Raw genomic sequence first — 13337 nt, forward strand, 5'->3', positions numbered from 1 at the left:
TCTTGGAAATTGTGACGCAACATTTAGCCGGATTTTTCAGAAACAAACTGCTAACGATTACTGTACGGCAATTTATACGGTATTAGCTATCAGAGAGATAAGTTTTGTCGCTCTAAATGCGCTTGATAATTATTATCATTTAACTATTATTGGTGATAAGAGAATAGACGCAAATTTCCCAAGGGTAATACTGAATGTTGAATAGTCGTGCCGTCGATACAACCCGTCGTACATCAAGGAGGATTAAGCTCTCCCTGATGGGGCCTGCTTTTATCGCAGCCATCGGCTATATCGACCCCGGCAACTTCGCGACCAATATTCAGGCGGGTGCTTCATTCGGCTACACCTTATTATGGGTGGTCGTTTGGGCCAACATCATGGCCATGCTTATCCAATTACTTTCTGCCAAGCTCGGTATTGCGACGGGTAAAAATCTGGCTGAGCACATCCGTGATCGTTTCCCCCGCCCAGCGGTATGGGCTTATTGGGTGCAAGCCGAAATCATCGCAATGGCCACTGATCTGGCTGAGTTTATTGGGGCGGCGATTGGGTTCAAATTGTTATTGGGAGTGACCCTGTTAGAAGGGGCAGTGCTGACCGGCATTGCGACTTTCCTCATTCTTATGCTGCAAAAACGCGGACAAAAGCCTCTCGAACTGGTGATTGGTGGGCTGCTGTTATTTGTGGCTGCGGCCTATATTGTTGAACTTATCTTTTCTCGCCCTGAATTTGCCGCGCTGGGGCGGGGAATGCTGGTGCCTGACCTGCCTAATCGGGATGCAGTGTTTTTAGCCGCCGGGGTGTTGGGGGCCACTATTATGCCGCATGTTATCTATCTGCATTCATCATTAACCCAAACCGCAGGTGAGAATTCTAAAGCCGATCGCTATGCTTCGACCAAGCTAGATGTGGCAATTGCGATGACGATTGCCGGGTTTGTGAATTTGGCGATGATGGCGACAGCCGCTGCGGCTTTTCATTTTAACGGCTACGGCAGTATTGCTGAAATTGAACAAGCCTATTTGACGTTGCAACCGCTGTTAGGCAATGCTGCGGCGACTATCTTTGGTTTAAGTTTGGTTGCTGCGGGGCTGTCATCCACTGTGGTCGGGACATTAGCCGGGCAAGTGGTTATGCAGGGCTTTGTCCGTTTTTATATTCCAATTTGGGTACGCCGCACGGTCACCATGCTGCCTTCCTTTATCGTCATTTTGGCGGGGATGGATGCCACGCGGATACTGGTAATGAGTCAAGTATTGCTGAGTTTTGGTATCGCGCTGGCGTTGGTGCCGCTGTTAGCCTTTACCGGCAATAAAGAATTAATGGGGGATATGGTTAACTCAAAATTGATTCAGATTTTGGGGAAACTCATCGTTCTGGTTGTGGTTGGACTCAATGCTTACTTACTGATCAGTTTGCTTTAATCATAGATAATTGAATAATAAGGCGGGTGAGGGTTCGTTACCCGCCAAGACATCATTATCGCTTAGTCGTGATGATGGTCATGACCTTTACCGTGGCCGCGATGGTGTTTTCTCGCGTGCTTGTCATATTTCCAGTAGCGCCCCTCGTGGTAATAATAGTTCTTTCTCCACCAGTCTCTCTCTTGCCAGCGATGGCCATCCCAGTAATGACCATGACGATTACGCTCACCTAAATCTCGCCCCTGATGGTTTTGCCACCATTTCCGATCGCGCCAGTCATATCCATCCCAATAATTACCACTACGATCTTGTTCACCAATGTGTAATGAAACACTAGGCAGTAACTCAATACTCTCAGCGTTTGCCATGGGAATGAGGGGGAACCAGGCTAATATAGTGATCAGCAACAGGGGTTTTATTCTTCTCGGTCTTACAACACTCAGCTTCAACATGGCCGCTTTTAACATTATTCATCCTTATTTGGCCTTATGGCTATGACCGTATCTTAAACAGTGTCGCCGCTGCTGGGATTCGGATAAAACTGTAAAATAAGGATTTCAGAATTATCTGTGAGAATGATAAGAGAGTGGTGAATGGTCATCAACAGGAGACGAGTCCCCTGTCTGGGGATGGAAAAGGAAACGTTTACACCAAAATATCTTCAATAATTTTTATTTCAGCTTCACTGAATTCAGTATTTGCCAGCATGCCGACTGCATCATCGATTTGGCTAACTTTACTGGCCCCAATCAGGGCGGATGTCACCCTTCCGCCTCGCAACACCCAAGCTAAAGACATCTGCGACAGCTTCTGTCCACGATCTAACGCCAGTTCGTTCAATTGGCGTACTTTAGCCAGTTTCTCCGCCGTAAGTTGCTCGGGATTAAGGAATTTACTGTCACTGGCTGCTCGCGAGTCCAGCGGGATACCCGCTAAATAGCGATCGGTCAATAACCCCCCCGCGAGTGGGGAAAAGGCAATGGACCCCACACCATACTCATCCAGCGTATCCTGCAAATCGGCTTCAATCCAACGCTCAAACATTGAGTATTTGGGTTGATGAATCAGGCACGGAGTCCCCAGTTGCGCCAGAATTTCACAAGCCTGCCGCATTTGTGCTGCCGGATAGTTAGATAGGCCGATATACAGTGCTTTACCTTGGCGGACTAATAGATCCAGTGCCGCCATGGTTTCTTCCAATGGTGTATTCGGGTCAGGACGGTGATGATAGAAGATATCGACGTAATCCAGCCCCATCCGTTGCAAGCTTTGATTGATACTTGCCACCAGATATTTTTTAGAACCCCAGTCACCATAGGGACCGGGCCACATGGTATAGCCCGCTTTGGAAGAGATAATTAGCTCATCGCGATAAGGGCGCAAGTCTTGTTGCAGGATACGGCCAAAGTTTAGTTCAGCTGAACCCGGCGGTGGGCCATAGTTGTTGGCTAAATCAAAATGAGTAATGCCATGATCAAAAGCTCGATGAATCAGGTTGCGGCTATTTTCATACAGTGTGCTATCACCAAAGTTATGCCATAAGCCAAGAGATATAGCTGGGAGCAATAATCCACTACGACCACAACGATGATATTCCATTTCCTGATAGCGCGAGGAGGCTGCCTGGTAGACCATGATGACCCTTATTGGTGAGAGTAAACGACACTTTAGTGTATGCGTTTTCATCACTGACGTAATGTCGTGGGATCACGTTATTTTCTGGTCTTATCAGATGGTGTCAGCCGCCGAGTAGGGAATGTCAGCAAATAATTACAGTGCGCGCTAATTAATAATTTAAAAACATTAGATCTATTTATGTTTTGCTTAATACTTATTCCACTATTATAAGCATTAAGGATGGTGTGGATATGGTAAGCAGCTATAAAGTGGCAGACTATTTACTGGACCGTTTAGCAGAAGTGGGCATTCGGCACCTGTTCGGTGTACCTGGTGATTTTAACCTTAATTTTCTCGATCATGTTATTAATCATCCAGTTATAGAATGGATGGGATGTGCTAATGAGCTTAATGCTGCTTATGCTGCAGATGGGTATGCTCGGGTCATGCCTGCGGCGGCGTTACTGACTGTTACCGGGGTTGGTGAATTAAGCGCTATTAATGGAATAGCTGGAAGTTTCGCTGAATATCTTCCTGTTATTCATATTGTTGGCACTCCGGCGTTACGTGCGCAAAAAGCCGGAGAATTACTGCATCACTCATTAGGAGATGGCGATTTCGGACATTTCTCGCGCATGGCGCAAGTCGTCAGTTGTGCGCAAGCCAGTTTAACCGCCGAGAATGCGACGGCTGAAATTGATAGATTGCTGGTGGCCGCGCTATGTCAGCGGCGTCCTGTTTATCTCCAACTCCCCGCCGATGTTGCACAGGCGGATGTCGCCAGACATTCTGGAGCATTATCCCTACCGCGGCCTATCTTATCGCAGACATCATTACAGGAATTTATTGATGCTGCCCGTGAGAAATTACAATCGGCACACCGGGTGGCCCTGTTAGCTGATTTTCTGGTTGACCGTTTTGGCGCCCAGCAAGCTTTGAATCAGTGGATGGCAGAAACCAATTTGCCGCATGCAACGCTACTAATGGGCAAAGGGGTGTTGGATGAAACGCATCCGATGTTTATCGGGACTTACGCGGGTGCCGCCAGTCATGCCTCAGTCAAAGAATATATTGAAGAGGCGGAGGTTCTTATCACCGTCGGTGTGTGGTTCGTTGATACCATTACTGCGGGATTCAGCCAGAGAATTACTCAGGATAATTGCATTGATATCCAGCCGAATCTGGCGCGCATTGGGCTAAAAGTGTTCAGCCAGATTCCAATGGCTGCAGCGGTAGCGGCACTACATGAATTATGTAAATCCCTACAAGATGAATGGCAACATCCGGTTATAACTCCTCCAGTGTTGGCTGAACCAAAAGATAACATTTTGAATCAACAAGCATTCTGGTATCACATACAACATTTTCTACGCCCGAATGATGTTTTAGTGACTGATCAGGGCACTTCATGCTTTGGTGCGGCAACCCTGATCTTACCTACAGGATGTTCGTTTTTCGCTCAGTCATTATGGGGGTCTATCGGTTTTTGTTTACCTGCGACCTATGGTGCTCAAGTAGCACAACCACAACGACGGATGATATTGCTGTCGGGGGATGGCGCGGCGCAATTGACGATACAAGAGCTAGGGTCAATGCTGCGTGATGGGCTGAATCCTATTATTTTTCTTTTGAATAACCAAGGGTATACCGTTGAGCGGATAATCAATGGACCTGAGCAGCGCTATAACGATATTGCTGAGTGGAATTGGGCGCAACTGCCACAAGCCTTCGGTAAGGGTAAACAATCCTTTACACGTACTGTGACGCAGGTCGATCAATTGCAACAGGTATTGGCACAAATCGAGAATATTGATCAGTTGGCTTTTATTGAGGTGATATTGCCGAAAATGGATACCCCTGAGCTCCTTAATAATGTGGCTAAATCTCTTCAGGCACGTAATACCGCAGTTTGATGATGACCGGCTCTGCGATAGGCGTGGTATTTCAGCTAACTAGATTTTGCCAGTCAATTGATCCAGTAACCAATAGCCTGCCGGGCCCGGTGGGCTTTTTTTCGACCAAACGGCATCAATCGAGATCATCTTCGGCCAGCCTACCGTCGACAGGGCCACCAGTTTCTTATGACTGTATTGTTCAACCAACCAGCGCGGTAAAATGGCCCAGCCGAAACCTTGCTCTGCCATTTCCAGCAACATTAAATAGCTCGGTGCTGACCACATCAGCCCTTGTGACTGATTGCGCTCGGTGCGGTTGTAGGTATTGAGCCGTAATTGGCGGGTGGTGGCCAGTTGTTCAGGGCGGACTTGGGGTAACTGCGCCAGTGGATGCTCCGATTGCACAAATATAGCCATTTCTGTCTGAGCCGCTAACCGGCTGGCAGCAATATCCGGTGGGTAGTGTTGCTGGACTTCTACCACGCCAATGTGTGCCCGCCGCAGTTGTAGCAGGTCAATGACATCGTCATCTTCGGCAATTAAACATTCAAATTCAATATCAGGATAACGCTGCTCAAAACGGCGCAGTAAGGTCTCGTGGTGTGTGGGCTGATAGGTGTCGGATAGCACAAAAGTCAGCCGAGTTTCAACCTGACCTGCCAAGCGGATTGACAGGCTGTCCAGCCGTTCGCTGGCGGCTAAAATCTCCTGCACATGAGACAGCACACGACGCCCGTGGTCAGTTAACACTGGCTGTCGCGCTTGCCGGTCAAACAGGGTTAACCCTAAATCAGCCTCCAGATTGGCGATGGCGGTGCTGATGGTTGACTGACTTTTACGTAATTTGCGGGCAGCGGCGGAGAAAGAGCCGAGCGCCGCAGCTTCAACAAACGCAATCAATGCCTCAGGGGAATAGTGCATAAACTATCTATTTTATCGATGGGTTCTAATTTTAATCTATCTTAAAAAACGATGATAATCACCACCAACGATATGTTATTGATTAATTGAGTAGGTGTTTTATGCAAGTTCATCATAGATCTTTTTCTGAGCGGGTTATCCATGCTGTTGGTTTTGAAGTGATTGCGGTCGCCATTTCTGCCCCTGTCGCGGCATGGCTGCTGGATCGCCCAATCCTGCAAATGGGGACATTGGCCATTATTCTTTCTTCGGTCGCGATGCTGTGGAATATTATTTATAACAGCTTATTTGACTACTTCTGGCCCGTGAGCCGCGTGGCGAAAACCGCCTGGGTGCGGGTACTTCATGCCTTGGGTTTTGAAAGTGGCTTTATCCTGATTGGTTTGCCAATCGCTGCTTTTGTGCTGGGAGTTTCGCTGTTACAGGCCTTTGTGCTGGAGATCGGTTTCTTCCTGTTCTTCCTGCCTTATACCGTCTGTTACAACTGGGCTTATGACAGTTTGCGGATGCGAATTATTCGTTCCCGTCAGCCAAACACATTGACTCCAGCAGCAGATAAAGGGCGCAGTTCGCATTAATTTGCCCATGCTGAAACGTTTTTTTGTGATCTTTATCGCAAAGCGAAAGGGTTTACAGCATTGAGATTGTTGTTTCCCCAACCTGATTTTACAGTGGGCATAGTTGAAGTTAAGCATCCCTGTAACGGAGAAGTTTCTGATGACAAGCTATGCCCTGGTGGGTGACGTTGGCGGCACTAATGCCCGTTTGGCGCTCTGCGCTGTGACGACGGGCGAGATATCACAAGCAAAAACATATTCAGGACTGGAATATGACAGTCTGGAAGATGTGATCAAGCAATATTTGTCGGAGCATAAGGTTACAGTCACGGATGCCTGTATCGCGATTGCCTGCCCGATTACTGGGGATTGGGTGGCGATGACCAACCACACTTGGGCATTTTCTATTGCAGCAATGCAACAGAGCCTGGGGCTGAGTCATCTGGAAATTATCAATGATTTTACGGCAGTCTCAATGGCGATCCCGATGCTCTCTGAGCAAGATGTGCTGCAATTTGGCGGCACGTCGCCCCAGCCGGGTAAACCGGTTGCGGTCTATGGTGCCGGTACTGGGTTGGGAGTGGCGCATTTAGTGAATGTTGATCGCCGTTGGATAAGCTTGCCGGGCGAAGGTGGTCATGTGGATTTCGCCCCCAATAGCGAAGAAGAGGACCGAATTCTGGCTGTATTACGGCAAGAACTGGGCCATGTCTCCGCTGAGCGAGTCCTTTCCGGGCCGGGTTTAGTCAATTTATATCGGGCGATTGTGATTTCCGATGGGCGTCTGCCAGAGAATCTGGCCCCTAAAGATGTGACTGAGCGTGCTTTGGCAGATAGCTGCACTGACTGTCGCCGGGCATTATCGCTGTTCTGTGTGATTATGGGGCGCTTTGGCGGCAACCTGGCATTGAATCTCAGCACTTTTGGTGGTGTTTATATTGCTGGTGGCATCGTGCCGCGCTTTATGGAGTTTTTTAAAGCATCTGGTTTCCGTGGTGCTTTTGAAGATAAAGGGCGTTTCAAAGATTTCTTGCAGGATATCCCAGTCTATATGATTACGCATCAGCAGCCCGGCTTGCTGGGTGCTGGCGCTTATTTGCGTCAGAAGTTAGGGCATGAACTTTAGCCCTTGGAACTTGAACCTCAAGGGGTTAGCGACTCTCACTCCTTGAGCACACTCATTGGCAATGACTTTGGGTATAAGTTCTTATATTACTTGATAAAAAAAGCAGAGCCTTGGTTCTGCTTTTTTGTGCCTCTTACCAGAACTGGGAACAAGGTCGCGCTAAACCGAATAAACAGGCTATCTTACTGATTAGAATGGTACAAAAAGACCCCCATACTTTACATACTCTGGCTGAGTTGTGTTAGTTATGGGGGCGTTTCAGCTAAGGACTATTATGCATGGCTGCTGGCCGTCACGCCTGCTGGGGCAGTTGATGTCGTTTCTGTCTCGGTAGCAGCGCCTTTTGGCGGCTTAATGATGAGAGTCAATAACAGGGAAATCACTGATAACACCGCAATAACGATAAAGGTTGCGTGATAACCGCCTAAACGCGCGGCAATAAATGAACCCGCCAGTGCACCCAAACCAAAGCCTTGATAGATAATCCCGTAGTTTTTGCTGTGATTTTTCAGACCAAAGAAGTCGCCAACGATAGCCGGGAACACCGTGATGTTGCCGCCGAAACAGAAAGCAATCGCCCCAACACACAGGAAGAATAAAGCATGTGTTAGCGGCACAAAACTCAGTACCGATACTGCCAAGGTAGTGACCAGTAAGGTAAAGCTGATGACCCGCAGGCGGCCCACTTTATCGGATAAGGCACCCAAGATAATGCGCCCGGCAGTGTTAAATATGGCGATGGCCGACACGGTATTGGCTGCGGTAGCTAAGTCCATCTCTGCCAGCTGTACCCCTAAGTCTTTCACGATACCAATCAGATATAAGCCACTCATACATGCAGTGAAGAAGATGATAAACAGGAAGTAAGACTCTTTGACTGCCAGCATCTCTTTGACACTAAAATCACGTCCAGCACTTGCCAGTTGCAGGCTGTTAGCCGTTTGCGGGGCGACAATTTTTTCTCGCAGCAGGAAAGAGCCAGCGCCGACCAGCACCATCACAATAATGCCCCAGTAGAAGAAGGCCAGTGATACACCCTGATTGGCGATCAAGCTGGCATTCACATATTTGAATAGCAGGCTACCAGTACCAAATGCCCCAACAGAGATACCTGAAATCAATCCCTTACGTTCTGGGAACCATTTAATCAGATTCGACAGGGTGGTGATGTAGGCGGTGCCGTCAGCAAAACCGACCACAATGCCCGCCAGCAGATAAATCATACCCAATGACGTGGCAAAAGAGCTGGCAATCAGGCCAAGGCCGAGAATAATGCCGGAAATCAATGTCAGTTTACGAATACCAATACGTTCTTGTAGGCGGCCAGCAAACAGAGTGGCAATCGCCAAAGAGAAACTGGTGATTGAGAAGGTGGTGGCGACGGCCCCCAATGACCAACTGAATTTCTCTCCCAGAGGCTGATTAAATAAACTCCAAGTATAAATAGTGCCTAAACCCATCTGGACAATGATGGTACCAACAACAATTAGCCAACGATTTACCGGTTTACTGCTCATGCCGGACTCCTTAAACATCAATGCATGTGGCCCGAATTGAGCTATTGCGGATCTAGCTGTGGGTTGCAATAGCGTCGGTTTGCCAAAAATTACGCGCTGATGGAGCACCGAACATCTTGTCTTGAGGTGTTATCAGCCCGCCGAATGAAACCAGTATACGGGCGGGCTAATAGCTATAGATCGAAAGGGGAATGAGCTGCATTCCAGCTGGAATGAAATGCATTTAAAGCCGCATCAATTGCCTGAACTCTTTTATCTTGCTGCGACTGACCGGGACTTCAAAGTCCAAATCACTGAGTCGCAGGATATAAGTATTGTTAAACCAGGGGACGATTTCACGAATTTTGGCTAAATTCACACAATAGGAGCGGTGGCAGCGAAAAAAGTACTCTTCAGGCAGGCGATTACAAAATTCAGTTATATTCATCGGCATGATGAATTCTTCGCGCCGGGTATAGACCAGCGTGACCTTCTCCTGCGCCGCGGCATAATAAATGTCATTGATATCAGTGACAATAATGCGCTCATCTTTCATCAGATTGATGGTATGGGCGGCAGAACGCTGGCTAGGGCTGCTGATTTGTTCTTTATTCTGGCGGTCACGTTTATGCAGTGCTTCCAGTTTTTGCAGCATCGTGACAATGCGCGACTCATGGTAAGGCTTTAAAATATAATCAAAAGCTTCAATTTCAAAGGCTTCTACCGCGTGCTCTTTGTAGGCTGTAATAAAGATAATATAAGGTTTATGAGTAAATTTGCTGATATTTTGCGCCAGCAATACACCATCAAGCGATGGAATATTAATATCGAGAAAAATAGCATCAACCTGATGATTTTGCAGATATTTAAGCACATCCAACCCATCTTCAAAAGTGGCTTCGATGGTAATACTGCTGTGCTGGCGGATCAGGTAACTTAACTCTTCTTGAGCCAGAAACTCATCTTCAACAATGATTGCTTTCATCGGTTAAACTCCGGCTGAAATACTGGGTTCTGCATGGACCTTGCCGCCATTTTTGCTGATATAAAAAGAGATCTCGGTACCCGGTTCCATACGGCGTATCTGTAAACCCTCGCCATACAATAATTTCACCCGATGATGCACATTCAGTAAACCGATTTTATTGCCCGGCATTTCGTTATTTGCCACGCGCTCAATGGTTTCCTGATTAATGCCATTGCCGGTATCTTTCACTGAAATTTTTATCTGATCACCACCGTCTTTGACGGCAATGACCACCACACCTTTACCACGGTAGGGCTGAATACCATGCACGATGGCATTTTCCACCAATGGTTGGATCAGCAAACTGGGGATCTTTAGCGAAATATCGTCATCAATATCATAAATCACCGTTAATTTACTGCCAAAACGCGCTTGCTCAATAGCGATATAGTCTTGAATTTGATGCAGTTCCTTGCGTATATCAATTTGCTCATCATTTAACTCAAGGTTGTAGCGCAGATAACGAGATAAATTGATGATCAACTGGCGCGCGGTATCTGGATTAATGCGAATCGACGAGGAAATTGCATTCAGCGCATTAAATAAAAAGTGTGGGTTTATTTTGCTTTGCAGTGCGCGCATTTCGGCTTTATTCGCCATTTCACGCAGTTGTTCAATGCGAGAAACCTCAATCTGAGTTGAGATTATCTGTGATAAACCGACGGCCATCACTTTTAATGAATAGGTAATTTTATGGGCGTGGCAATAGTAGATTTTCAATGAGCCGGTGACTTCACCTTTTTCCCATAAAGGAATAATAATAAGTGAATGAATCTGTGGCGTGCGGTGAACTTCATCATTATTACGAATGGTAATTTTACCGCGCTGAATGCTTTCTTTGGTGATGTCACTGATAGTTTCATGGCCGATATTATAGGTTTCTATTCCCACCCCGACATAAGCTAAAATGGTCTGGGTATCGGTGATGGCAACAGCATCGGCCTTGATATCATTGCGTATAATTTCACATACACTGCGTAAAGATTCGCCATTGATATGACGAAAATAGGGCAAGGTTTTATTGGCAATATCCAAGGCCAATTTTGCTTGCCGTGCAGCAATTACTTCTTTTTCATCCTCAACACTCTGCACCAGCAGCACAATTAAGCCGATACAGACGGCCCCTAAAATCATGGGAATCGCAATTTTAGAGACAATATCAATCCCCAGCGCGGTCGGTTTGGCCCAAATAACTACTAAAAGCATGGTCAGTGATTCGCAAATCATACCGGCCAGAATACCGATGCTCCATTGCCGCTCTTTCTTTACCTTCAGGTTGATATAGCCCGACATCAAACCGGCAATAATGCTGGTAATAAGACAGGGAACTGAGGTAATACCATCAATATCAATTAAATAGCGGTGAGAACCTGCAATCAGCCCGGTAATGATCCCAACCCAGGGGCCAAATAGAATTCCGCCCGACATGACGGCAATAACCCGCACATTAACCAGAGAACCTTCAACATTAATGCCGGAATAGGTGCCAAAAATAGCAAACAACGAGAAGATCGCGGTGACTGCCGCCAATTCCAACGGCGTGTGTTTCTCTTTTTGCAGTAACTGGCGAAATAGGTGGGTGCGGGTCAGGAAGAACAGGCAAATTAACATCAGTGCGGCGCGATCAAACACCGCCAGTAGCATTTCAAATATCTGGTGCACACTATTTTCTCTTGGCAACAACCGGCGATCTTAAATTAGGCATGATCGGGTGCTAGGGCGAACAAGCGGCTAATTATAAGGAGAATGGCGGCTGACTGCCATTTTATCTCAAGGAGTGAGAAAAAAGCCTGCCGGAGGCATCAGCTCCGACAGGCTATTGGGTGGGAGAAAATTACTCTGTCATACCTAATTGTTGCTTACCGATGGCGGTTAGATTCTCAGCAGTGGCTCTACCGGTGAAATCTACCTCAAAGTCATCAGCCGCAAAGTCCGGCGGCGAGCGGCCATCAATAAAACTGGCTAATTGGCGTGGTAAATAGGCGGCATTCTTTTCACACCAAGGTGCCGCGGCGATGTACATAACATTACTGTCGAACTCACCATTATGTTCGTTTTCCACTGAATGAATCACGTCACAATGCCAGAATACTGTGTCACCGGCTTCCAGATCTGGAATAGGGGAAATGGCGTCCATTAAAAGAGGATGCCACTGCTCCGAAGCGGATAACGCGCGACCCGGTGCCGCACCGCATAAGTCATCGTCAGCCACATCATCTTGCAAGGCTCGCAGCAAGATATAGGCCATGGCATTGGCAATTGGAATCACATTTAGCGTTCCGGCGTGGGTGCGCTGCGGTGTCAGCGCCGTCCAGCCCTGGAAGGTGCGGAACATGGAACAGACTGCCGGTGAAGGGAATTCCCGGACTTCAGGGCGTCCTTCGGCAGCGAACGGATCATATTTTTGCCACTCACCGGAAAATACGTGGCGATAAACATGGCGGAAATTCTCATCCAGCCAACGCTCGATTGAGCCACCGTCTACATGAGGTGATAAACCCAATGATGATGATTTTGGTGGGCGGCGACGGGTGCGGTCAGCATAAGTCACTACGCGGTTAGCATCGAAGTGCTGCTTACCATTACTTTCGGTTTGCCACAGGTTATTTAAGAATACCTGCACCGCATTCATGCGCTGATCTTGACGGGCTTCAACCTGTGGTGTTGACCAGTAAATGCCGTAAATCTGTGGTTTGCTGGCCGCCAGCGTGCCGAAATAGTTATCTTCCGCTGCATTTTTTAGCCGCTCGACGAAATTGTTACTGTCCAGATAGTGGCCAATTTCACGGTTCCACGCTGTGGCTTTTTCTTTTGGAAATACACCGAGAATGGCACAGCATCCCCGTTGTTTAATTTGTGCTTTTTGTTCATCAGTCACTTTGCCATTGATAATATCATCAGCATGAATACGTGGGACTGGATTCTCACCTTGAGCCAGACTGCGGCGGATCTCGGTGACTTGTTGGCGAATATTCTCTTCCACGGCTTGGAATACTTGCTGATAGTCAGGCAGCGCCTGACGTAATTGTTGTTTCACCGCTTTGATTGCTGCGGGAATATCGTCTATTTGTAATGAAGCCATAAGGTTGATTCTCCGATAGCTGTAGGTTGAGGGCGCGGTAATGGTTTGCACTTTGCTGACCATTTGTTTATTTTTTGTTATCTTGAAGTAAACATTATTTAAGCAAAATGGAGAAGAATAAAGGGATGAGGTTTCGGCAAAATTTCCTCTTTAAATTCTTATCTTCTTTTCATCATTAACTTATTAAAATTA

Annotated in this window: 11 protein-coding genes and 1 pseudogene; 5 read left to right on the forward strand and 7 right to left on the reverse strand. The window is 47.2% G+C overall.

The features are described 5' to 3' along the window. Positions 1 to 194 precede the first annotated feature (194 nt). Positions 195 to 1424 carry an Nramp family divalent metal transporter gene (locus N0H69_RS09540; RefSeq protein WP_050109392.1) on the forward strand — a complete coding sequence of 410 codons (1230 nt, stop codon included), beginning with the start codon at positions 195 to 197 and terminating at the stop codon, positions 1422 to 1424. Positions 1425 to 1486: 62 nt separating this feature from the next. Here N0H69_RS09540 and N0H69_RS09545 read toward each other — a convergent pair whose 3' ends face one another. Together N0H69_RS09545 and N0H69_RS09550 are read right to left on the reverse strand one after the other, a co-directional pair. Then, on the reverse strand, positions 1487 to 1891 hold the full coding sequence (locus tag N0H69_RS09545) for a DUF2502 domain-containing protein (protein ID WP_050151946.1): 405 nt from the start codon (positions 1889 to 1891) through the stop codon (positions 1487 to 1489). A gap of 178 nt (positions 1892 to 2069) precedes the next feature. Then, on the reverse strand, positions 2070 to 3059 hold the full coding sequence (locus N0H69_RS09550) for an aldo/keto reductase (RefSeq protein ID WP_050109400.1): 990 nt from the start codon (positions 3057 to 3059) through the stop codon (positions 2070 to 2072). A gap of 233 nt (positions 3060 to 3292) precedes the next feature. Between N0H69_RS09550 and N0H69_RS09555 the strand changes: the two genes are divergently transcribed. After that, entirely contained in the window at positions 3293 to 4954 is a 1662-nt protein-coding gene (locus tag N0H69_RS09555; RefSeq protein ID WP_050151947.1) for an alpha-keto acid decarboxylase family protein, read from the forward strand. Positions 4955 to 4993: 39 nt separating this feature from the next. Here N0H69_RS09555 and N0H69_RS09560 read toward each other — a convergent pair whose 3' ends face one another. After that, complete coding sequence (locus N0H69_RS09560) at positions 4994 to 5857, reverse strand: LysR family transcriptional regulator (RefSeq protein WP_050109403.1); 864 nt, start codon at positions 5855 to 5857, stop codon at positions 4994 to 4996. 101 nt (positions 5858 to 5958) lie between these two features. On the opposite strand from N0H69_RS09560, the gene N0H69_RS09565 reads away from it, so the two are divergent. The 3 genes and pseudogenes from N0H69_RS09565 to N0H69_RS09575 form a co-directional block, all read left to right on the forward strand. Continuing rightward, positions 5959 to 6435 carry a multidrug/biocide efflux PACE transporter gene (locus N0H69_RS09565; RefSeq protein ID WP_050151948.1) on the forward strand — a complete coding sequence of 159 codons (477 nt, stop codon included), beginning with the start codon at positions 5959 to 5961 and terminating at the stop codon, positions 6433 to 6435. Positions 6436 to 6574: 139 nt separating this feature from the next. Beyond that, positions 6575 to 7540, forward strand: coding sequence for a glucokinase (gene glk, locus N0H69_RS09570; protein WP_050109408.1), 966 nt, complete (start codon positions 6575 to 6577; stop codon positions 7538 to 7540). Between the two features lie 131 nt (positions 7541 to 7671). Then, positions 7672 to 7785: pseudogene (locus N0H69_RS09575) on the forward strand (helix-turn-helix domain-containing protein); the annotation flags it as partial. A gap of 27 nt (positions 7786 to 7812) precedes the next feature. On the opposite strand, the gene N0H69_RS09580 reads toward N0H69_RS09575, so the two are convergent. From N0H69_RS09580 to N0H69_RS09595, 4 genes are all read right to left on the reverse strand, one after another. Further along, entirely contained in the window at positions 7813 to 9057 is a 1245-nt protein-coding gene (locus N0H69_RS09580; RefSeq protein WP_050120743.1) for an L-lactate MFS transporter, read from the reverse strand. A 223-nt stretch (positions 9058 to 9280) separates the two neighbouring features. After that, positions 9281 to 10021: a LytR/AlgR family response regulator transcription factor gene (locus N0H69_RS09585; RefSeq protein ID WP_050109411.1), complete on the reverse strand. Its 741-nt coding sequence runs from the start codon at positions 10019 to 10021 to the stop codon at positions 9281 to 9283. A 3-nt stretch (positions 10022 to 10024) separates the two neighbouring features. Continuing rightward, complete coding sequence (locus tag N0H69_RS09590) at positions 10025 to 11725, reverse strand: sensor histidine kinase (RefSeq protein ID WP_050109412.1); 1701 nt, start codon at positions 11723 to 11725, stop codon at positions 10025 to 10027. 172 nt (positions 11726 to 11897) lie between these two features. Continuing rightward, on the reverse strand, positions 11898 to 13145 hold the full coding sequence (locus N0H69_RS09595; protein WP_050132852.1) for a DUF1479 domain-containing protein: 1248 nt from the start codon (positions 13143 to 13145) through the stop codon (positions 11898 to 11900). Positions 13146 to 13337 lie beyond the last annotated feature (192 nt).

Origin of the sequence: Yersinia alsatica (genome assembly GCF_025133195.1) — a bacterium.
Classification (GTDB): domain Bacteria; phylum Pseudomonadota; class Gammaproteobacteria; order Enterobacterales; family Enterobacteriaceae; genus Yersinia; species Yersinia alsatica.

Excerpts from the sequence above, each read along its gene's own strand:
- N0H69_RS09540 (WP_050109392.1), top strand. The coding sequence starts at position 195 with ATGTTGAATAGTCGTGCCGTCGATACAACCCGTCGTACATCAAGGAGG.
- N0H69_RS09545 (WP_050151946.1), bottom strand. The coding sequence starts at position 1,891 with ATGTTAAAAGCGGCCATGTTGAAGCTGAGTGTTGTAAGACCGAGAAGA.
- N0H69_RS09550 (WP_050109400.1), bottom strand. The coding sequence starts at position 3,059 with ATGGTCTACCAGGCAGCCTCCTCGCGCTATCAGGAAATGGAATATCAT.
- N0H69_RS09555 (WP_050151947.1), top strand. The coding sequence starts at position 3,293 with ATGGTAAGCAGCTATAAAGTGGCAGACTATTTACTGGACCGTTTAGCA.
- N0H69_RS09560 (WP_050109403.1), bottom strand. The coding sequence starts at position 5,857 with ATGCACTATTCCCCTGAGGCATTGATTGCGTTTGTTGAAGCTGCGGCG.
- N0H69_RS09565 (WP_050151948.1), top strand. The coding sequence starts at position 5,959 with ATGCAAGTTCATCATAGATCTTTTTCTGAGCGGGTTATCCATGCTGTT.
- glk (WP_050109408.1), top strand. The coding sequence starts at position 6,575 with ATGACAAGCTATGCCCTGGTGGGTGACGTTGGCGGCACTAATGCCCGT.
- N0H69_RS09580 (WP_050120743.1), bottom strand. The coding sequence starts at position 9,057 with ATGAGCAGTAAACCGGTAAATCGTTGGCTAATTGTTGTTGGTACCATC.
- N0H69_RS09585 (WP_050109411.1), bottom strand. The coding sequence starts at position 10,021 with ATGAAAGCAATCATTGTTGAAGATGAGTTTCTGGCTCAAGAAGAGTTA.
- N0H69_RS09595 (WP_050132852.1), bottom strand. The coding sequence starts at position 13,145 with ATGGCTTCATTACAAATAGACGATATTCCCGCAGCAATCAAAGCGGTG.